The sequence below is a fragment of the Mesorhizobium sp. L2C066B000 genome (genome assembly GCF_000502335.1).
Taxonomy (GTDB): domain Bacteria; phylum Pseudomonadota; class Alphaproteobacteria; order Rhizobiales; family Rhizobiaceae; genus Mesorhizobium.
Genome location: NZ_AYWZ01000003.1, coordinates 20,348 through 38,620, shown reverse-complemented (window position 1 = coordinate 38,620; position 18,273 = coordinate 20,348). Strand labels below are relative to the sequence as shown.

The 18,273-nt window shown below is 63.7% G+C and carries 22 protein-coding genes; 17 read left to right on the top strand and 5 right to left on the bottom strand.

Going from position 1 to position 18,273, the window contains the following annotated elements:
* Nucleotides 1–230: 230 nt before the first annotated feature.
* The gene (locus X733_RS154960; protein ID WP_023673103.1) at nucleotides 231–434 is read left to right on the top strand and encodes a YdcH family protein; all 204 of its coding nucleotides are present in this window, start codon (nucleotides 231–233) and stop codon (nucleotides 432–434) included.
* 288 nt (nucleotides 435–722) lie between these two features.
* On the opposite strand, the gene X733_RS154965 is transcribed toward X733_RS154960, so the two are convergent.
* Nucleotides 723–1,538 carry an IclR family transcriptional regulator gene (locus X733_RS154965; protein WP_023684025.1) on the bottom strand — a complete coding sequence of 272 codons (816 nt, stop codon included), beginning with the start codon at nucleotides 1,536–1,538 and terminating at the stop codon, nucleotides 723–725.
* Nucleotides 1,539–1,694: 156 nt separating this feature from the next.
* Here X733_RS154965 and X733_RS154970 point away from each other — a divergent pair, with 156 nt between their 5' ends.
* The 8 genes from X733_RS154970 (at nucleotide 1,695) to X733_RS155005 (ending at nucleotide 8,160) form a co-directional block, all read left to right on the top strand.
* Entirely contained in the window at nucleotides 1,695–2,525 is an 831-nt protein-coding gene (locus X733_RS154970) for a transporter substrate-binding domain-containing protein (RefSeq protein ID WP_031193194.1), read from the top strand.
* Nucleotides 2,526–2,593: 68 nt separating this feature from the next.
* Nucleotides 2,594–3,259, top strand: coding sequence for an amino acid ABC transporter permease (locus X733_RS154975; protein ID WP_023693641.1), 666 nt, complete (start codon nucleotides 2,594–2,596; stop codon nucleotides 3,257–3,259).
* A 1-nt stretch (nucleotide 3,260) separates the two neighbouring features.
* A complete protein-coding gene (locus X733_RS154980; protein WP_023818401.1) occupies nucleotides 3,261–3,911 on the top strand; it encodes an amino acid ABC transporter permease in 651 nt (216 codons plus the stop codon).
* A 4-nt stretch (nucleotides 3,912–3,915) separates the two neighbouring features.
* Nucleotides 3,916–4,710 (top strand): amino acid ABC transporter ATP-binding protein, encoded by a 795-nt coding sequence (locus X733_RS154985; RefSeq protein WP_023673108.1) that lies wholly within the window; start codon nucleotides 3,916–3,918, stop codon nucleotides 4,708–4,710.
* A gap of 117 nt (nucleotides 4,711–4,827) precedes the next feature.
* Complete coding sequence (locus tag X733_RS154990; protein ID WP_023673109.1) at nucleotides 4,828–5,289, top strand: RidA family protein; 462 nt, start codon at nucleotides 4,828–4,830, stop codon at nucleotides 5,287–5,289.
* Between the two features lie 20 nt (nucleotides 5,290–5,309).
* Nucleotides 5,310–6,515 carry an aminotransferase class V-fold PLP-dependent enzyme gene (locus X733_RS154995; RefSeq protein WP_031193193.1) on the top strand — a complete coding sequence of 402 codons (1,206 nt, stop codon included), beginning with the start codon at nucleotides 5,310–5,312 and terminating at the stop codon, nucleotides 6,513–6,515.
* 74 nt (nucleotides 6,516–6,589) lie between these two features.
* Entirely contained in the window at nucleotides 6,590–7,087 is a 498-nt protein-coding gene (gene purE, locus X733_RS155000; RefSeq protein ID WP_023745755.1) for a 5-(carboxyamino)imidazole ribonucleotide mutase, read from the top strand.
* Nucleotides 7,084–8,160: a 5-(carboxyamino)imidazole ribonucleotide synthase gene (locus X733_RS155005; protein WP_023818399.1), complete on the top strand. Its 1,077-nt coding sequence runs from the start codon at nucleotides 7,084–7,086 to the stop codon at nucleotides 8,158–8,160. Before purE ends, X733_RS155005 begins: the two co-directional genes overlap by 4 nt.
* 37 nt (nucleotides 8,161–8,197) lie before the next feature.
* Here the strand turns inward: X733_RS155005 and X733_RS155010 are convergent, their stop codons facing one another.
* Nucleotides 8,198–8,626: a lysozyme inhibitor LprI family protein gene (locus X733_RS155010; protein ID WP_023684031.1), complete on the bottom strand. Its 429-nt coding sequence runs from the start codon at nucleotides 8,624–8,626 to the stop codon at nucleotides 8,198–8,200.
* 242 nt (nucleotides 8,627–8,868) lie between these two features.
* On the opposite strand from X733_RS155010, the gene ykgO reads away from it, so the two are divergent.
* From ykgO to X733_RS155030, 4 genes are all read left to right on the top strand, one after another.
* Nucleotides 8,869–8,994, top strand: a complete 126-nt coding sequence (gene ykgO, locus X733_RS155015) for a type B 50S ribosomal protein L36 (RefSeq protein ID WP_006327841.1) — start codon at nucleotides 8,869–8,871, stop codon at nucleotides 8,992–8,994.
* A gap of 113 nt (nucleotides 8,995–9,107) precedes the next feature.
* Nucleotides 9,108–9,689: a hypothetical protein gene (locus X733_RS155020; protein ID WP_023711628.1), complete on the top strand. Its 582-nt coding sequence runs from the start codon at nucleotides 9,108–9,110 to the stop codon at nucleotides 9,687–9,689.
* Between the two features lie 144 nt (nucleotides 9,690–9,833).
* On the top strand, nucleotides 9,834–10,901 hold the full coding sequence (locus tag X733_RS155025; RefSeq protein ID WP_023818398.1) for an alpha/beta hydrolase: 1,068 nt from the start codon (nucleotides 9,834–9,836) through the stop codon (nucleotides 10,899–10,901).
* A gap of 5 nt (nucleotides 10,902–10,906) precedes the next feature.
* Nucleotides 10,907–11,371, top strand: a complete 465-nt coding sequence (locus tag X733_RS155030; protein WP_023684034.1) for a hypothetical protein — start codon at nucleotides 10,907–10,909, stop codon at nucleotides 11,369–11,371.
* Nucleotides 11,372–11,379: 8 nt separating this feature from the next.
* Here X733_RS155030 and pyk read toward each other — a convergent pair whose 3' ends face one another.
* Together pyk and X733_RS155040 are read right to left on the bottom strand one after the other, a co-directional pair.
* Nucleotides 11,380–12,825 carry a pyruvate kinase gene (pyk, locus tag X733_RS155035; RefSeq protein ID WP_023673117.1) on the bottom strand — a complete coding sequence of 482 codons (1,446 nt, stop codon included), beginning with the start codon at nucleotides 12,823–12,825 and terminating at the stop codon, nucleotides 11,380–11,382.
* Nucleotides 12,822–13,310: a DUF1036 domain-containing protein gene (locus tag X733_RS155040; RefSeq protein ID WP_023673118.1), complete on the bottom strand. Its 489-nt coding sequence runs from the start codon at nucleotides 13,308–13,310 to the stop codon at nucleotides 12,822–12,824. Before X733_RS155040 ends, pyk begins: the two co-directional genes overlap by 4 nt.
* A gap of 246 nt (nucleotides 13,311–13,556) precedes the next feature.
* Between X733_RS155040 and X733_RS155045 the strand changes: the two genes are divergently transcribed.
* The 3 genes from X733_RS155045 (at nucleotide 13,557) to X733_RS155055 (ending at nucleotide 16,175) form a co-directional block, all read left to right on the top strand.
* Nucleotides 13,557–14,354, top strand: coding sequence for an N-formylglutamate amidohydrolase (locus X733_RS155045; RefSeq protein ID WP_023818397.1), 798 nt, complete (start codon nucleotides 13,557–13,559; stop codon nucleotides 14,352–14,354).
* 12 nt (nucleotides 14,355–14,366) lie between these two features.
* Entirely contained in the window at nucleotides 14,367–14,675 is a 309-nt protein-coding gene (locus X733_RS155050) for a DUF1244 domain-containing protein (RefSeq protein WP_023673120.1), read from the top strand.
* Nucleotides 14,676–14,999: 324 nt separating this feature from the next.
* The gene (locus X733_RS155055) at nucleotides 15,000–16,175 is read left to right on the top strand and encodes an MFS transporter (RefSeq protein ID WP_023715048.1); all 1,176 of its coding nucleotides are present in this window, start codon (nucleotides 15,000–15,002) and stop codon (nucleotides 16,173–16,175) included.
* On the opposite strand, the gene X733_RS155060 is transcribed toward X733_RS155055, so the two are convergent.
* Nucleotides 16,139–17,047: a LysR family transcriptional regulator gene (locus tag X733_RS155060; RefSeq protein WP_023818396.1), complete on the bottom strand. Its 909-nt coding sequence runs from the start codon at nucleotides 17,045–17,047 to the stop codon at nucleotides 16,139–16,141. The two genes, X733_RS155055 and X733_RS155060, sit on opposite strands and share 37 nt — an antisense overlap.
* A gap of 94 nt (nucleotides 17,048–17,141) precedes the next feature.
* Between X733_RS155060 and X733_RS155065 the strand changes: the two genes are divergently transcribed.
* Nucleotides 17,142–18,098 carry an SDR family oxidoreductase gene (locus X733_RS155065; RefSeq protein ID WP_023818395.1) on the top strand — a complete coding sequence of 319 codons (957 nt, stop codon included), beginning with the start codon at nucleotides 17,142–17,144 and terminating at the stop codon, nucleotides 18,096–18,098.
* The last annotated feature ends 175 nt before the right edge of the window (nucleotides 18,099–18,273 follow it).

Here is an 18,273-nt window from a genome sequence, read left to right as displayed (position 1 = left end):
CCCTTTCATGGTTTTCCTCGATTGCAGCCGTCAAAGGCACGTCCACCGCAGGTCGCATCTGTGACGGCACCATGACAGTCTGCCACCATCCGGCTGCGATGTCGAATGCTGCGTGGTAGCATTCCACGACAATGTGATATGTGATATTGGCTGCGCGCCGGCGGCAATTGATGCCGCCCCCGCCCAATCATGCCCATTGCCGGGCGCCGCAGACATGCAGACGGTAGAGAATGTCCGACCAGGAAAAGGCCGATGTCCGCCTCGAATTTTCCCGCCTGAAGCAGGAGCATGCCGATTTCGACGCGGCCATCAATGCGATGATCGCCATGGGCTGCGACCCCTTGCAGATCCAGCGTATGAAGAAGAAGAAGCTTTTCCTCAAGGACCGGCTGATGGCGCTGGAAGACAAGATCATTCCGGACATCATCGCTTGACGCCGCAAACGACCGAAGCTGACCGATATTAAACGTCGGAGATCAACCATGCCGTCGGTCAGTCGCGGAGACTTCGTCAGGTACACCGGGGATATCGGGAATCTCGTTAGATTTGTCGAGATAGATGACCAAGATATTGTAAGAAATTTTCTAAACAATTCCCCTTTATTGGTCAGTGACACATTAGATGACGGGCAGGTCGAAATAGAGATTTATATCAATGATGTGATACATTTCTTCTATGTTGGCGAAGTTGATATTCAAAAAATTTTCTGAATCGCGCACTGCTCACCCCGCTATCGACAGCCGCGCCGCGCGATGGCGCAGCAACGTCAGCAATTCGTCGGTCTTCTCCGCTGAAGTGTCGATCGGCACCACCAGGCACATCGTCGCCTCGACCTTGCCAGCGGCCGCGAAGACAGGGGCGGCCAGGCATTTGGTGTAGGCGTCGACCAGCCCCGAAGTGATGCAATAGCCGGTCGTTCTGGCCGTCGCGATATCGGCAATGAAGTCGTCGAACTGCAGCCTGCGGCCGTCGGGCAGCAAAAGGTCGTCTTCCGAGACCATGTCCTGGATGGCGGCCCTTTCCAATCCGGCCAGAAGCAGCCGCCCCGATGCCGTCCATGGCAGCGGGATCTGCAGGCCGGTGGCCGAGCTGATGCGGAACGGCCTGGTGCCGGGGCTGGAATGGACGATGGTGTAGCGCCCGCTTTGCAGCATGCACAATTCGGAGGTCTCGCCGGTCTCGCGCGACAGATTGTCGACCTCCTGCCGGCCCCGCCTAAGCAGGTCGTTGCCCCTGACATAGTCCATTCCATAGAGGTACAGCTTCTTGCCGAAATAGACCCGGTTGCCGTCGCCCTCCATCTCCAGGAGACCCGCATCGACCAACGAACGCACCAGCGTATAGGTGGTGGAGCGCGGCGCATTCACCCCCTTGGCTAGATCGCCAATGCCGATGGCGCGCTGCGTAACATGCAGGAAGTCCAGGATCTCCAGCACCCGGTTGAGGCCCTTCTCGCGCGAGCCGGAGGTCTTGTCGGGCGTCGGGCTCTCGGCTGGACCAAGCTCCGCCCGATCCGTGAGTCCATTGCTGTCTTGCATAACTGATTCCTGATGTTAGTATCTGTCTTGTACAGGATACATGTGTCTATTGTAAGAGACAATTCAGGTCGGCGACACGTGTGTCTGTAAGGGGAACTCAAACAACAGGAGGTCGCAGTGAACGACGCATCCAAGCGAGATTTTCTGAAACTGGGCATGGCCGGGCTTGCAACGGCGGGCGTGATGACCGCTGTCAGCGCCGAAAAGGCGGCGGCACAAGCCGCATCCGACAGCGTTCTGCGCACCGCGCTTGACCGCGGCAAGCTGATCGTCGGCACCGGCAGCACCAACGCGCCATGGCATTTCGAAAACGATGCCGGCGAGCTGGTCGGCATGGACATCACCATGGGCCGCATCCTGGCCAAGGGTCTGTTCGACGATCCGAGCAAGGTCGAGTTCGTCATGCAGGATCCGGCGCAGCGCATCCCCAATGTCACCACCAACAAGGTCGACATCACCATCCAGTTCATGACCATGACCGCGCAGCGCTCGCAGCTGATCCACTTCTCCAGGCCATACTATGTCGAGGGCGTCGCCCTGCTGACGCTGCCGACGGCGGAAAACAAGACCTTCGACAAGCTGCTCGCCGGTGGTTCGGCGACGCGCATCTCGATCCTGCAGAATGTCGATGCCGAAAGCTCGGTCCATTACGCCCTGCCGGAGGCGCAGGTGCTGCAGATCGACACTCAGGCCAATGTGCTGCAGGCACTTGAATCGAAACGCGCCGATGCCGCCGCCGTCGATCTTTCAACCGTGCGCTGGCTGGCCTCGCGCAACCCCGACAAATATTTCGATGCCGGCAAGAGCTGGTACTCGATGCTCTACGGCGCGGCGGTCAGGCAGGGCGACCTGGACTGGCTGAGCTTCGTCAACCAGACCTTCACCATCGCTATGTTCGGCCATGAGACCGCACTCTACGACGCCGCCTTCAAGGACTATTTCGGCCAGGAGCCGCCGGCCCGCCATTCCGGTTTCCCGGTTGTCTGACAAGCGCTGGCGGAAGGGTTAGCCCTTCCGCCTTCTAGTTCGCATCCCTTGGTTATTGCGGGAGACGCATGGGCTATACGCTCAACTTCAACCTGATCTGGCGCCACTTCGACAAGCTGTGGGGCGGCCTTCTGCTCAGCCTCGAGCTTGCCGTGATTTCGATTGCCATCGGCGTCGTCATCGGCCTGGTGCTGGCGGTCTGGTATGTCTCGGCCGGACGCGTGGTGCGCGCCATCATTGCGGCTTACGTCGAATTCATCCGCAACGTGCCGCTGATCCTGCTCGTCTATCTTGTCTTCTACGGCCTGCCGACGGTGATCGACGTCGCCTACGACGCGCCGACCTCGTTCGTGCTGACGCTGTCGGTCTATAGCGGCGCCTATCTGGTCGAGGTGTTCCGCTCCGGCCTGGAAGCCGTGCCGCGCGGCCAGCTCGATGCCGGCAAGGCGATCGGGCTGACGCCTTGGCAGCGGTTGGTTCACGTGCGCCTGCCGACCATGCTGCGCATCACGCTGCCGGCGCTGTCCAACACCTTCATCTCGCTGTTCAAGGACACGTCGATCGCCTCGGTGATCTCGGTGCCCGAGCTCACCTTCGGCGCCCAGTGGATCAACTTCAACACCTTCCGCATCGTCGAGGTCTATCTGGTGACGACGGCGATGTACCTGGTGACCGGCTACACCCTGCTCTTCGGGCTGCGGCTGGTCGAACGCCGGTTCAGGGCTGCGCGCTGACATGCTGAGCCAGATCCTCTACGCCGTACCGTTCCTCGCCCAGGGCTTCGCCATCACCTTGTGGGTGTCGCTGCTGGTCGTGGTGCTGTCGCTGATTGCCGGCGTCGCGCTCGGCGTCGGCCTGGTCTACGGCCCGGCGCCGCTGCGCTGGGCCGTGCGCATCTTCTCCGACACCATCCGCGGCATCCCGATCCTGGTGCTGATGTTCTTCGTCTATTACGGCCTGCCGGCCATCGGCCTGCATCTGCAATCCTTCTCGGCGGCGGTGCTGGCGCTGACCTTGTTCAAGACGGCGCAGGTCATTGAGTATCTCCGCGGCGCCGTCGGCTCCATTGCCAAGGGCCAGTCAGAAGCGGCGATGGCCATTGGGCTGACTTTTCGCCAGCGGCTCACCTACGTCATCTTTCCGCAGGCCTTCCGGCGCTTCCTGCCGCCCTGGATCAACGGCGTCACCGATGCGGTCAAGGGCAGCGCCCTGGTCTCGCTGCTCGGCATCACCGACCTGATGCAGGCGATCAACCAGGTCATCGGCCGCACCTATGAGGCGATGCCGCTCTACATCCTCGGCGCCTTGATCTATTTCGCCGTCAACTATGCGCTTTCCTACGCCAGCCGGCGGCTGGAACGGCGCTTTGCCTTCATCCGGGACTAGCACGATGGCCACAAGCTCGAACGACAATGCTGCCCTTCTCGACATTGCCGGGGTCTCGAAAGCCTTTGGTTCGGTCGAGGTGCTTCGCTCGGTCAGCCTCAAGGTGGACAGGGGCGAGGTGGTCACCGTCATCGGCCCTTCCGGCAGCGGCAAGACCACCCTGCTGCGCTGCGTCAACTTTCTCGAAAGCTACGACTCAGGCTCGATCCGCATCGACGGCAAGGAGGTCGGTTTTCGTGAGGCCGGCGCGCGCCAGCGGCGCAGCGAGCGCGACCTTGCCAACATGCGCGCCGAAACCGGCATGGTGTTCCAGAGCTTCAACCTGTTTCCGCACCTCACCGCCGCCGGCAACATCATGCTCGGCCTCACCAAGGTGCGCGGCAAGAGCAAGGCCGAGGCGCGCCAGATCGCCGAGCATTGGCTGAGCCGCGTCGGCCTCGCCCACAAGGCCGACAGCCTGCCGGCGGAACTCTCCGGGGGCCAGCAGCAGCGCGTCGGCATAGCGCGGGCAGTCGCCATGGAGCCGAAGATCCTGCTGCTCGACGAGATCACCTCCGCGCTCGATCCCGAATTGGTCGGCGAGGTGCTGGCCGTTGTGCGCAGCCTGGCCGAAGACGGCATGACAATGGTGATGGTCACGCACGAGATGGCCTTTGCCCGCGACGCTTCGAGCCGCATTGTCTTCATGGCCGATGGCGGTGTCAGCGCTGTTGGCCCGCCGAAGGAGATCCTTGCCGAAGAGACCACCAATGAGCGCCTGCGCTCTTTCCTGGCGCGGTTCCGCGCCTCGCATTTCTGACATGGGCGGCCCAAAGCAATTCCAGGAAAAGTGTAAGCGGTTTTCCCGGGAAAAGCGCGAAGCGCTTTCCCTTGGGAATTGCGTAAAACAACAGGCCGGCCCGAGGAGAATTCTTCCATGACGCCTTACATCCGGCTCGCCGAGCTCGGCCTGACGCTGCCCGAGCCGCCGACGCCGATCGCCAATTTCGTCACCCATGCGGAAAGCGGCCGGCTGATCTTTCTTTCGGGTCAAGGGCCGCTGCGCGCCGACGGCACGCTGTGCACCGGCAAGGTCGGCGAGGACGTCACCGTCGAGCAGGCCTATGAGCATGCCCGCCTCACCGGCCTCAACCTGCTCGCCGTCATGCACGCCGCCGCCGGCGATCTCGGCCGCATCGTGCGCGTCGTCAAATTGCTCGGCTTCGTCAATGCGACGCCGACCTTCAGCGACCACCCGAAAGTGGTCAATGGCTGCTCGGACCTGTTCGCCAGCGTCTTCGACAAGATCGGCGGCCATGCCCGCTCGGCGATCGGGGTCGGCTCGCTGCCTGGAAACATCACCGTTGAAATCGAAGCGGTCGTCGAGATCGCCGCCTGACCGTCAAGGGATTGCTGAACATGAAAACCTATTCCGACACCGGCTCCAACACCACGATCCGTGAACGGCTGGGACTGCGGCCGATCATCAACGTCTCCGGCACGATGACGACCCTCGGCGCCTCGATCATCGTTCCCGAGGCGATCAGCGCCATGGCCGAGATCGCCTCGCAATGGGTGGAGATGGACGATCTGCAGCGCGCCGCAAGCGTGATCACCGCCCGCCTCACCGGCGGCGAGGCCGGCTTCATCACCGCCTGCTGCGCCTCAGGCATCACCATGGCGATCGCCGGGGCGATGACCGGCACCAATTTGCTGGCGATCGAACGGCTGCCCGACGATACCGAGGGGCTGAAGTCCGAAGTCGTCATCCAGCTCGGCCATATCGTCAATTACGGCGCGCCGATCGACCAGTCGATCCGCGTTGCCGGCGCCAAGGTCATTTCGGCGGGTACGGTCAGCGTCACCCAGGATTATCACGTGCGCGAGGCGATCAATGAGCGCACCGCGGCGGCGCTCTACGTCGTGGCGCACCACACCGTGCAATACGGCATGCTTTCCCTCGAGGAATTCTGCGATATCTGCCACGCCAGGGGCGTGCCGGTGATCGTCGATGCGGCTTCCGAATATGATCTGCGCAGCTTCCTGGCCCGCGGAGCCGACATCGTCGTCTACAGCGGCCACAAATTCCTTTCGGGGCCAACCAGCGGCATCGTCGCCGGCCGCAAGGATCTCGTCCGCGCCGCCTATCTGCAAAACCGCGGCGTCGCCCGCGCCATGAAGGTTGGCAAGGAAAGCATCGCCGGCACGATGGCGGCGCTCGAAGCCTGGGAAAAGCGCGACCATGCCGGCATCCGCCAGCGCGAGGAAGCGGCGCTCAATCTATGGAGGGATTCGCTGCAGGGAATACCCGGCATCGTCGCAAACATCATTCCCGACCCGACCGCCAATCCGCTCGACCGGCTGCAGATCTTCGTCTCCCCCGAAAGCCGCTTCAGTGCCGCCGGCCTCGCCTCGGCATTGGCGGCCGGATCGCCGCCCATCATCGTGCGCAACCACGAGGTCGAGCGTGGCCATTTCTTTCTCGACCCCTGCAACCTGCACCCAGGCGAGGCCGAGATCGTCGCCGAACGCCTCCGCGCCGTGCTCACCGCGGCCGACAGGCCGGCGGATGCGATGAGACAGCCGCGAAAGGATTCATCCGGCGCCCTGCGCTGGCCGGACTAGGCTGCGGCGGCCGCCATCCTTGCGGGCCAGCCCGAATTCCGCTAAGGCGCGCCTTTACCGCCGGGAGCATGCGCTTGACCGACCACCGCGCCGACGTCGCCATCATCATGGGCAGCCAGTCCGACTGGGCGACGATGCGCCACGCCGCCGAAACGCTGGAGGCGCTGGGCATTCCGCACAAGCGGCTGATCGTCTCCGCCCACCGCACCCCGGACCGGCTCTATGATTTCGCCAAGGGCGCCAAGGCGGCCGGCTACAAGGTGATCATCGCCGGCGCCGGCGGCGCCGCCCACCTGCCCGGCATGACGGCGGCGATGACGCCGCTGCCGGTGTTCGGCGTGCCGGTCGAATCGAAGGCGCTGTCCGGCCAGGATTCGCTGCTCTCCATCGTCCAGATGCCGGCCGGCATTCCGGTCGGCACGCTTGCCATCGGCAAGGCGGGTGCGGCCAACGCCGCCCTTCTGGCGGCCGCCGTGCTGGCGCTGAACGACGAAGAACTTGCCGCCCGCCTGGATGCATGGCGTACCGCCCAAACCGCCAGGGTCGCCACCGAACCGACGGACGCGCCGTGAGCCTGCCCGCGGGATCGAGCATCGGCATCATCGGCGGCGGCCAGCTCGGCCGCATGCTGGCTGTTGCCGCAGCGCGCCTCGGCTACCGCACAATTATCCTCGAACCGCAGGCCGATTGCCCGGCGGCTCAGGTCGCCAACCGCCAGATCACCGCCGCCTATGACGATGCGGACGCCCTTGCCGAACTGGCGGCAGTCAGCGCCGTCGTCACCTACGAATTCGAGAATGTGCCGGTAGCGGCTGCCGGCGCGCTCGCCGCCAAGGTCCCGGTCTATCCGCCGCCCAGGGCGTTGGAAATCGCCCAGGACCGGGTGGCGGAGAAGCTATTCCTGAACGGCATCGGCATCAGGACAGCGGATTTCCGCTCCGTCGACAATGACGACGAGCTAACGGCGGCGCTGAGAGAGTTCGGTGGCAGCGGCATCTTGAAAACCCGCCGCATGGGCTATGACGGCAAGGGCCAGCGCGTCTTCCGCAACATGGAGACGGGCGGCTTTGCCGGCACATGCGAGACCATGGGCAATGTGCCGCTGATCCTCGAATCCTTCGTCGCTTTCGAGCGCGAAATCTCGGTCATCGCCGCGCGCGGGTTGGACGGCGCGGTCGCCGCCTACGATCCGGCTGAGAACGTCCACCGCGACGGCATCCTGCATACCTCGACCCTGCCGGCCCAGATCAGGCTGGAGACGGCGGCAACGGCACAGGCCGCGGCGGCGAAAATCCTGTCGGCCCTCGACTATGTCGGCGTCATCGGCGTCGAGTTCTTCGTTCTTGCCGATGGCACGCTGCTGGCCAACGAAATGGCGCCGCGCGTGCACAATTCCGGCCACTGGACGGAAGCCGCCTGCATCGTTTCGCAATTCGAGCAGCATATCCGCGCCATTGCCGGCCTGCCGCTGGGCAACCCTGGCCGGCATTCAAACTGCATCATGGAAAACCTGATCGGCGACGATGTGCTGCGCGTACCCGCTTTGCTCGCCGAGCCCGATCTGATGCTGCATCTCTACGGCAAGGCGGAAGCGCGCCCAGGCCGCAAGATGGGCCATTTCACGCGCATCAGCCGCCGTAGCTAAGCCATTCCGGCACTTTGCGCGAGGGCGTGGCTCGAGCCTATTGCAGCTCGTCGTTCAGATCCCCGTCCTCGTCGGGGCTGGCGCAACTCGCATCGCCTTCCCTACAATTGGCGCCCGCGGTGAGCTGTTTGATGCGCTGGTCCGTCAGTTCGGTCAGGCATTGTGAAACCTCCATCGGATGGATGGAGCCGCCTTCGCTGTCTGTCGTCGTATAGGCGCATTCGGCGTCGCGGAAGGCGATCCAGGCGCGTTGCGCGACCTGCAGCAGCTTCCTGCCCTTGTCGTCGTTGCGACCGACGAGATCCTTGTAGGCCTGGTTGAGCTTGGCATCGGCGGCCCGATAGTCCTCGCCGGCGCAGATGTTCATCATCTGCTGGCTGTCGTCGTTGCGGTCGCATTCCTGCGCCTGCGCGATGGAGGCGGCTGCCATAACGGCAAGGCTCGCGGACACAAACAACAGGCGCATAGAGGTCTCCAAATCGGCTTGCGGGTGCCGCACCATTCCAGCCCGCCTTCGGCCGCGCAATGGCGTGGAGCCGAGATGGCGGATATTTGATGGCCAAAGCCATTCTCGGCCTCTATCCAGCACGCTTGCGGTTGACACGGGCAAGGCTCCTCGTTTATGAGCCACCGCAAGTTCAAAGGCGCGCTTTTCAGGCGCGCCTTAATAATTCGGCCCGGACAGGGCCCAGACCGACGGGCAAGACCATGAAGATCAAGAATTCGCTCAAGGCGCTGAAGGCGCGTCACCGCGACAACCAGCTGGTTCGCCGCAAGGGCCGCGTCTACATCATCAACAAGACCGCTCCACGCTACAAGGCGCGCCAGGGCTGAGTGTTCGGCCGGAGGCTCGTTGCCTCCGTCCATACGATGGTAATTGCCTGGTTTCAGGCACTTTCACGCTAATTTCAGTTTGACGATCCGCCGTCCGGGGTTAGATTCCGGCGATGCGGATTCTTTTTGCATTTTTGGCGACCCTGTTTCTTTTCGGCGTCGCTCCGGCGTCGGCGGACGATCCGCCGGCAAAGCCGCCGGTTGCCCTGACCAGGGAAGCCAGGCTCGACCAACTGTTTGCCGAGCTGAAGCGCGAGCGCAACGAAAAGGCGGCCGAGCGCATCGCCGGGCGCATCTGGGGCGAATGGTTCCAGTCCGGCAGCGCCTCGATCGACCTGATGATGCAATGGTCGCAAAAGGCGATGGACGACCAGAAGTTCGACGTCGCCCTCGACTTCCTCGACCAGGTCGTCGTCCTGCAGCCAAAATATGCCGAAGGCTGGAACCGGCGCGCCACCGTGCATTACATGATGAAGAATTTCGGGAAGTCGATGTCCGACATCGACCAGACGCTGCAGCTGGAACCACGCCATTTCGGCGCGCTTTCCGGCCTGGCCCAGATCATGGCCGCCACCGGCCACAAGCAATCGGCGCTGGAAGCCTGGCAGAAGGTGCTGACTATCTACCCGATGATGCGCAGCGCCCAGGACCAGGTCGCGGCAATTTCGGAAGAGCTTGCCGGCGAAGGAATTTGATTAGGCAGTAGGAATTAGGGATTAGTGAGTAGTCAGTAGAGAAGATTGGTCGAGACGCCACCTCCCTACTCCCTACTCCCTACTCCCTACTCCCTACTCCCTACTCCCTAGAACTTATCCCCCTCCACCCCCGTATCTCCGCGCATGAACCTCATTTACGCCGCCTGTGCTTTGCTCCTCGCGCTCGTCTTTGCCCTGGCCGGTGTCACCCGGGCCGGCGCGTGGCTGATCGAGTGGCGCAACCCGCCGGCCGGCGAATTTGCCGACATCGACGGCACCCGCATCCACTATGTCCACGTGCCGGCTCCGCAAAATGCAGAGCTGCCGGCCATCGTCTTCATCCACGGCGCCAGCGCCAATCTCAGGGATCAGATGCTGCCGATCAGGCCTTTGCTCGAAGGCCGCGCCGAGATGGTTTTCCTCGACCGGCCGGGCTTCGGCTGGTCGGCACGCGGCCCCGGCAACAATGAGAGCCCGTCGGCGCAGGCCGACACCATCGCCAGCCTGATGGACCGTCTCGGCATCCACAATGCGATCATCGTCGGCCATTCCTATGGCGGCGTGATCACCGCCGCCTTTGGCCGCGAACACCCGGAGAAGACGCTCGGGCTGGTCTTTCTGTCGCCGGTCAGCCACCCCTGGCCGGGCGGCGCGACCGCCTGGTACTACAAGCTGACCGCCACCCCCATCATCGGCTGGCTGTTCTCGCAGACATTGACCTATCCGGCAGGCACGCTGCAGATGGACGGCGCCACGGCCTGCGTGTTTTCTCCCAACAAGGTGCCGGAAGGCTATGTCGGCAATGCCTCGATTCCGCTGGTGCTGCGTCCCGGCGCTTTCCGCGCCAACGCCATCGATGTCGCCGGCCTCTACGACTATACGCTGAAGGCCGCGCCGCATTACCGCGACATCACAGCGCCGACCATCGTCATCTCGGGCGACCGCGACAAGGTGGTCTATGCCTCGATCCATTCGGTCGGCCTGGTCAGGGACATCCCCGGCGCCGAACTGATCTGGGTCCACAATCTCGGCCACAAGCCGGATTGGATCGCCTCCGACCTCGTCGTCGGCGCGATCGAGAAAGTCGCCGGCAAGGTCGTCGACCTGCAGGCAATGGCAAAAACCGTGGAAGCACGCATCGCCGGCGATGCCTACAACGATGCACAGTGCCCCGACATTACGGTGCCCGACGCGGAACTGGCCCCGACCTGATCGCAATTTATGTCCTGAAACACGGCATCAAGAGAAACCCGGAGAAGCGATGGGCGTTGCCGGACCGCATCTTCTTCGGCTATGGCGCGTGCGCCATTCTTGCCGGCGCCTTTCTCGAGCGTCCTCCTCTGGACGGCTTTTACGGCGAACGGATCATTCCTGGCGAGGGCTTTTCCGGGAACCATATTTACGCGACGAACGGCGTGATCGCGTTCGACTACCACGGCTATTCAGCCCGCGAGCGGCTTTTGGAACACCACAAGAGGGGCTGGGCGTCGCGCAATCCCGGGTGGCACTGCACGATCGCCACGGTCGATTTCGATCTGCTCGACACAGTCGAACTCAACCGGCGAAAGATGCTGGGTCCGGACCAGTACCTGCACGACCCCGTTCCTCGCGCACACCGCTTCCTTCAGCGTATCGATCACGCCGAAGGTGCGGCAAGAGCGCTGCGAACTGTGATGAGTTGAAGCCTCTGTCAACCTATGTTGCGGGTGGCCTGCACGTCCGACCCGACATAGGCGATGCGCAGCATGTTGGTCGAACCCGGCGTCCTCAGCGGCACGCCCGCCGTGATGATGACGCGGTCGCCCGGCTGACCGAACCCCTCTTCGAAAGCGATGCGGCAGGCGCGGTCGACCATGTCGTCGAGGTCGCTGGCGTCGGGCGAGACGACGCAATGCGTGCCCCACAAGAGCGACAGCCGCCGCGCCGTGTTGAGGATCGGCGACAGCGCGATGATCGGCACTTGCGGCCGCTCGCGCGCGGCGCGCAGGCCCGTGGTGCCCGACGCCGTATAGGTGATGATCGCCGACAGTTTCAGCGTCTCCGCAATCTCGCGGGCGGCGAGCGAAATGGCGTCGGCGCCGGTTGCTTCCGGTTCCGAGCGCTGCGCGTTGATGATGCCGGCATAGGTCGGGTCGGTTTCGACCTTGGTGGCGATGCGGTTCATCATCGCCACCGCCTCGACCGGATAGGCGCCGGCAGCGGATTCGGCTGAAAGCATGATTGCGTCGGCGCCCTCGAACACGGCGATCGACACGTCGGACACCTCGGCGCGGGTCGGCACCGGCGCGGTGATCATCGATTCCAGCATCTGCGTGGCGACCACCACCGGCTTGCCGGCGCGGCGCGCGGCGCGCGTGATCTGCTTCTGGATGCCGGGCACCGCTTCCAGCGGCATTTCCACACCGAGATCGCCGCGGGCGACCATCAGCGCGTCGGAGAGTTCGATGATTTCGGCCAGCCGGGCGACGGCCTGCGGCTTTTCAATCTTGGCCATGATCAGTGCCCGGCCGCGCGCGATCTTGCGGGCTTCCGCCAAATCCTCCGGCCGCTGCACGAAGGACAGCGCCACCCAGTCGACGCTTTCCGCCAGCACCGCATCGAGGTCCTTGCGGTCCTTTTCGGTCAGCGCACCGACCGGCAGGTCGGTGTCGGGCAGGCTGACGCCCTTCTTGTCGGAAATGGTGGTGCCGGCGACGACGGTGCAGGTGATAGACTTGCCGTCGCTCTTCACCGCCCTGAGCTCCAGCTTGCCGTCATCGATCAACAGACGGTGGCCGGCCTCGACCGAGCTCAGGATTTCGGGATGCGGCAGGTAGACCCGGGTCGACGTGCCGGGCTCGGGATTGTTGTCGAGGGTGAAGGTCTGGCCCGGCGTCAGAACCTCCTTGCCGTTGGCGAACTTGCCGACGCGCAGCTTCGGTCCCTGCAAATCGGCCAGGATGCCGATCGGACGGCCGACCTTTTCCTCGACCGCGCGGATGCGGCCGACCAGCGTGCGCATCAGCTCGTGATCGGTGTGGCTCATATTGATGCGGAAGACATCGGCGCCGGCTTCGAACAGCTTCTGCAGCATCTCCTCGGACGAGGAGGCAGGACCGATGGTGGCGAGGATCTTGACCTTGCGGCTACGTCTCATTGACTGTTTGTTCCCGGGGCGGCTGGAGCGCCTCCCGTTGTGGACTCATCGGTCAGCTGGACCATCCAGCTTGCCTGCTCGCCCGTGTCATATTCCTGGAATCCGGCGCGCTGGAAGCCCCGGGCGACGCAATCGGTAACGCCTGCGATCTTGAACTCTTTTTCAGCCACGCACATGTTGATCGGGCCATCCCAGCGCCCGCCGCGCTCGGCGTCTTCTGCATAAAGATAGTAAAACCTCGATGACAGCGGACCTTCGATCAGCGTCTTGCAGCTCGATCCTTCGATGTGCCACCACCCCTCGGTGATCCAGCCTGCCTTGGCGCGGTAGCCGATGCCAACGCCGACCAGGTTCTGCGTGGCGTTGCAGACGCGGAAATCGGCGCGGGCAGGCGAAGCCGCGACCAGCGCGGTGAGCCCTAGCGTCAGGGTCAGGAGCGGCACGGCAAAGGCGGTGCGCGCACGCGGCCTGCCGGCGGAACCCATCCCGAAACCCCTCAATAACGTCATCTGCATCTCTCAACGCCCCTTTTCGGAAAAGTCCGGGCGCATGTCAACGCGCCGTTCTGTCCAATTCCAATCGATTTAGAAAGGCCCCCGACACGCGATCTGCCGCGCGTCACAGGATTTTCGCAGAAACCGTGGCCAAACAACGGCATTGCGCAACAGTCCTCTTCGTGGGAATGACGATACCACCCTCCCCGGAAGCCAGCGAACAGACCTTTCCAGCCAATGACCCGATCCACAGTTTTCGCGCCTTTCGATATCGTCGAAGGCGACCGCAAGCGAGGCATCGTGCTTGTCGCCGACCATGCCCGCCGCGACCTGCCGGAGGAGTATGGCAGTCTAGGCCTGCCGGCGGCGGAACTCGATCGCCATATCGCCTACGACATCGGTGTCGAGACGGTGACGCGCGAACTGGCCGCAGCGCTCGACGTGCCGGCGGTGATCGCCAATTTTTCGCGGCTGCTGATCGATCCCAATCGCGGCGAGGACGACCCGACGCTGATCCGCCAGCTCTATGACGGCACTGTCGTGCCGGGAAACTACCCTATGGCGCCGCAAGAACGCGAAAGGCGGCTCGACGGCTTCTACCGGCCTTATCAGGACGCGGTCGGCGCCATGATCGCGTCGGTGGCGCACGCCTCAGGCAAAGCGCCGTTCATCTTCTCCGTACACTCCTTCACCCGTGTCATGCAGGGCTTCATCCGCCCTTGGCATGTCGGCATATTGTGGGACCTCGACGACCGCGTGGCGCGGCCGCTGATCGACATGCTGGCGCAGGATAAAAACCTCGTCGTTGGCGACAATGAACCCTATGACGGCGCGTTGCGCGGCGACACCATGTTCAAGCACGCCATCGTCAACGGCTTTGCCCATGCGCTGATCGAGATCCGCCAGGACCTGATATCAGACCGCAAGGGGGCGCTGGCCTGGGCGGAACGGCTGGCGCCGATCGTTGACGCCATCGACCGCCGTCCCGATATACATCAGGTGAAGATGTTCGGCTCGCGCACCGGGCCGCTGTGAGGATCCAAGGCAATGACCGAACTCAGCGATGACCAGAAACGCGATTTCGAGGCCGCGGCCTTCCGCCGGCTGGTCGATCATCTGCGCGAGCGCAGCGATGTGCAAAACATCGACCTGATGAACCTCGCCGGCTTCTGCCGCAACTGCCTGTCGAACTGGTATCGCGAAGCGGCCGAGGCTGAGGGCGTCGATCTCGGCAAGGATCAGTCGCGCGAAATCGTCTACGGCATGCCCTATGCGCAATGGCAGGCGCTGAACCAGACCGAGGCTTCGGACGCCAAGAAAGCGGAGTTCGAGGCAAGACGGCCGAGGGATCACTGAGGTAGCGCGCGGTTCACAGGATTGACGTCGGCGGGACAGCGCCCCCCTCTGTCCTGCCGGACATCTCCCCCACTTGGGGGGAGATTGGCCGTCACGCAGGCTCTAGCCAATCGCCAGCGGTGCAAGAATAAGCGAGGCGCCGAAGCCGCCAATCTCCCCACTTGTAGGGGAGATGTCCGGCAGGACAGAGGGGGGCGCGAAGGAACGCTGCCTAACGGTTTCCCCTTAGATGTGGCCCACAAGCTTTTCGCAGCCAAGCGCTTGACGAGAAATTGAATCGATCTAATTTGCCGCGCAAAGCCATTCTTTGACCGGATTCGGGCCATGAACGCGCAAAACACCATGCAGAGCGCCCTTCAGGGGCGATGGGCCGTAGCAGCGATCTTCCTCGCCAACGGCTTCCTGACCGGCAGCTGGGCGCCGCAGATTCCGGTGTTCCTGACCCGGCTCGACATCTCGAAATTCACCCTCGGCCTGCTGATCCTTCTGTTCGGCGTCGGCGCGGTCGCGGCCATGAGCTGGTGCGGCCATCTGATCTCCAGGCATGGCTCGCGCACCGTGTTGCGCTGGTTCGGCCTGTGCGGCAGCCTCGGCCTGCTGATCGTGGCGCTGGCGCCCAACGTGCCGCTGGCGTCGATCGCCATGATCATCTTCGGCGGCTCGATCGGCGGCATGGATGTCGCCATGAACGCCAATGCCGTGGTGGTCGAGCGCCGGCTGTCCCGCGCCATCATGTCGTCCTCGCACGGCTTCTGGAGCCTCGGCGGTTTCGCCGGTGGCGGTCTGGGCGGTTACGCCATCCAGACTTACGGCCACCTCGCCCATGCGGCTGTGGTCACGGTCATAGCTTTTGCCGTCATTGCCGTGGCGGTCGGCTACCTCATCGCCGAGGACAAGCCGCAGGCCGCCGAGCATCACAGATTAACGCTGCCGGCCAACCCGCTGGTCTATCTTGTCGGGCTGATGGCGCTGCTGACGATGATTTCCGAGGGCGCCGTGCTCGACTGGGCAGCGCTTTATCTCCGGCAGGAGCTCGGCGCCGACCTCGCCATCGCCGGCCTTGCCTACGCCGCCTTCTCCGGCGTCATGGCTGTCATGCGCTTTTTCGGCGACGGCGTGCGCAACCGCTTCGGCGCGGTGGCGACGCTGCGCGGTTCGGCCATCGTGGCCGCCGCCGGCATGCTGGTCGCCGGCCTGTCGCCCTCGCCCTGGATCGCCATCGCCGCTTTTGCCCTCTGCGGCTTCGGCATCGCCAACATGGTGCCGATCATCTTCTCGGCCGGCGGCAATCAGGAAGGCATGTCGTCGGGCACCGGCATGAGCGTCGTCACCACCATGGGCTATTCCGGCATATTGGTGGCGCCGTCGGCGATCGGCTTCGTCGCCGAGCATTCGAGCTTCGGCCCGATCTTCGTCGCCATGTCGGCGCTGCTGATCGTCGTGCTGTTGATGGCCGGGCTCGCTCACCGCGCCGAATTCGCGGCCGCCCCCGCCGAATAGCGCTTCAGCTCCTCATAGAGGAAATCCGCGACGCGGCGGATGCGCACGCTGGTGCGCACGTCGCGATGCATGGCCAGCCACACCGGCAGGCTGGGCAATGGCAGGCCGGGCAGGAGTTTCTCCAGCAAGGGGTCGCTGTCGGCCAGCGGCTCCTGGCCGAGACCGACGCCGTTTCCCGCCCGCAGCGCTTCCCACAGAACGATCTGGTTGTCGGCCCTGAAGCGGAAGCTGCTTCGGGTGACGGGGATGCCGGCCTGGGTAAAGCCCCGGATCATCTCGTCGCTGCGGTCGAAGCCGATCAGCGGGTGGTCGAGAAGATCGGCGGGCTTGAGCGGGCGGCCGTGCTGGTCGAGATACGATTTCGCCGCGCAGCAGCAGAGCTTGATATCGCAGACCTTGCGCGCCGTCAGCTCGTTCTGCGCCGGCTTGACCATGCGGATGGCGATGTCGGCATCCCTTCGCAGCAGGTTCTCGACCTGGTTCGAGGCGACGATCTCGACCTCGATGCCGGGCTCCTCGATGCCGAGCCGCGCCGTCATCTTCGGCAGCACATAGGCCGCCACCACCTCGCTGGCGGCAATGCGCACCGTGCCTTCGATCGCCTCGACCGAGCCCAATGCCAGTAGTGAGAACGCGCTCGCCTGCTCGCTCACCCCCTTGCCGCGTTCGAACAGCGTGGCGCCTGCTTCCGTCAGAGCATAGCCGCGCCGCCCGCGGCGGAACAAGGTGACGCCCAACGCCTGTTCGAGCTCACCGATGTGACGCCCGAGCGTCGGTTGGCTGGCCGACAGTTTGCGCGCCGCGGCCGACAGGCTGCCGGTCTCCGCCACGCTGACGAAACTCTTGATCAGGTTCCAGTCGATATCTTCCATTCAATTATGAATAACAAAGCTGCATCCCTAGTCAATTTTCATTCGCATATGGAGGCATCATATTCGCCGTGCAAACACAGACACGGAGAAGAAAATGACCAAGATCGCAATTCTAGGCGCCAATGGCCGGCTCGGCCGCGTGGTTGGCAAGGCCTTCATCGACGCCGGTTTCGACGTCCGCGCCGTCACCCGCAGCGGCAAGGTCCCAGCCGAACTCAAGGGCGCCACCGCCGTCGCCGGCGATGCGCTCGACCGCGAGGCGCTGATCCGCGCCACGCAAGGCGTCGACATCATCTTCAACGCCCTCAACCCGATCTACACCGACTGGGGCAAGTGTCTGCCGATGGCGGAGAACGTCATGGCCGCCTGCCATGCCAATGGCGCGCTGCATCTTTTCCCCGGCACTGTCTACAATTACGGCTCGCCCATGCCTGAAGTGGTCACCGAAGACACGCCATTCCGTCCGACGACCGAGAAGGGCCGCATCCGCTGCGCCATGGAAGCGCTGTTTCGCCGCGAGGCCGATGCCGGCCGCGTCCGCACCATCATCCTGCGCGCCGGCGATTTCTTCGGCGGCACCGGCAGCGGATCATGGTTCGACCTCGTCGTCGCCGCCAAGATGAGCAAGGGCGTCTACACCGCGCCTGGCCCTGCCAACCTCGTGCACGAATGGGCCTATTTGCCGGACTTCGGCATCGGCTTCGTCGGCCTGGCGCGTAATCAGGGCAAGCTCGGCTTCTTTGAGGCGCTCAACTTCCCCGGCCACGCCGTCACCGACATGGACATAAAGGCCGCGGCCGAGAAAGCGTTGGGACGTCCGCTGAAACTGACCTTCATGCCTTGGTGGGTGCTGCGCGCCGGCAGCCCGTTCGTGGCGATGTGGCGCGAGATCGTCTCGATGTCCTATCTGCGCTTCGAACCGCACCGGCTCGTGTCCGACCGGCTGGAAGGCATCATCGGCGAAGTCCCGCACACCCCGCTGGACGAGGCCGTGGCCGAGGCCTTGAAGGACATCGGCATCAGCCTCGACCGTGCAAAAGACGCCGCTTAAATGCATGTCGCCCAGAAGTGTGCGCGGTTCTGGGACAACGACATGCATCAAAACAAAGACTTTAGACAAAAATCTCTCTCGCAGTGCTGGCCCAATCGCTGGAAATCAGCAACCGGATGGTCATTATGAGGAGACTGTTTATAACGGTCGGCGAGATCACCATCACCAAGGGGAG

Coding starts and splice junctions, on each gene's coding strand:
- X733_RS154960 (WP_023673103.1), top strand. CDS start 231: ATGTCCGACCAGGAAAAGGCCGATGTCCGCCTCGAATTTTCCCGCCTG.
- X733_RS154965 (WP_023684025.1), bottom strand. CDS start 1,538: ATGCAAGACAGCAATGGACTCACGGATCGGGCGGAGCTTGGTCCAGCC.
- X733_RS154970 (WP_031193194.1), top strand. CDS start 1,695: ATGGCCGGGCTTGCAACGGCGGGCGTGATGACCGCTGTCAGCGCCGAA.
- X733_RS154975 (WP_023693641.1), top strand. CDS start 2,594: ATGGGCTATACGCTCAACTTCAACCTGATCTGGCGCCACTTCGACAAG.
- X733_RS154980 (WP_023818401.1), top strand. CDS start 3,261: ATGCTGAGCCAGATCCTCTACGCCGTACCGTTCCTCGCCCAGGGCTTC.
- X733_RS154985 (WP_023673108.1), top strand. CDS start 3,916: ATGGCCACAAGCTCGAACGACAATGCTGCCCTTCTCGACATTGCCGGG.
- X733_RS154990 (WP_023673109.1), top strand. CDS start 4,828: ATGACGCCTTACATCCGGCTCGCCGAGCTCGGCCTGACGCTGCCCGAG.
- X733_RS154995 (WP_031193193.1), top strand. CDS start 5,310: ATGAAAACCTATTCCGACACCGGCTCCAACACCACGATCCGTGAACGG.
- X733_RS155010 (WP_023684031.1), bottom strand. CDS start 8,626: ATGCGCCTGTTGTTTGTGTCCGCGAGCCTTGCCGTTATGGCAGCCGCC.
- ykgO (WP_006327841.1), top strand. CDS start 8,869: ATGAAGATCAAGAATTCGCTCAAGGCGCTGAAGGCGCGTCACCGCGAC.
- X733_RS155020 (WP_023711628.1), top strand. CDS start 9,108: ATGCGGATTCTTTTTGCATTTTTGGCGACCCTGTTTCTTTTCGGCGTC.
- X733_RS155025 (WP_023818398.1), top strand. CDS start 9,834: ATGAACCTCATTTACGCCGCCTGTGCTTTGCTCCTCGCGCTCGTCTTT.
- pyk (WP_023673117.1), bottom strand. CDS start 12,825: ATGAGACGTAGCCGCAAGGTCAAGATCCTCGCCACCATCGGTCCTGCC.
- X733_RS155040 (WP_023673118.1), bottom strand. CDS start 13,310: ATGGGTTCCGCCGGCAGGCCGCGTGCGCGCACCGCCTTTGCCGTGCCG.
- X733_RS155045 (WP_023818397.1), top strand. CDS start 13,557: ATGACCCGATCCACAGTTTTCGCGCCTTTCGATATCGTCGAAGGCGAC.
- X733_RS155050 (WP_023673120.1), top strand. CDS start 14,367: ATGACCGAACTCAGCGATGACCAGAAACGCGATTTCGAGGCCGCGGCC.
- X733_RS155055 (WP_023715048.1), top strand. CDS start 15,000: ATGAACGCGCAAAACACCATGCAGAGCGCCCTTCAGGGGCGATGGGCC.
- X733_RS155060 (WP_023818396.1), bottom strand. CDS start 17,047: ATGGAAGATATCGACTGGAACCTGATCAAGAGTTTCGTCAGCGTGGCG.
- X733_RS155065 (WP_023818395.1), top strand. CDS start 17,142: ATGACCAAGATCGCAATTCTAGGCGCCAATGGCCGGCTCGGCCGCGTG.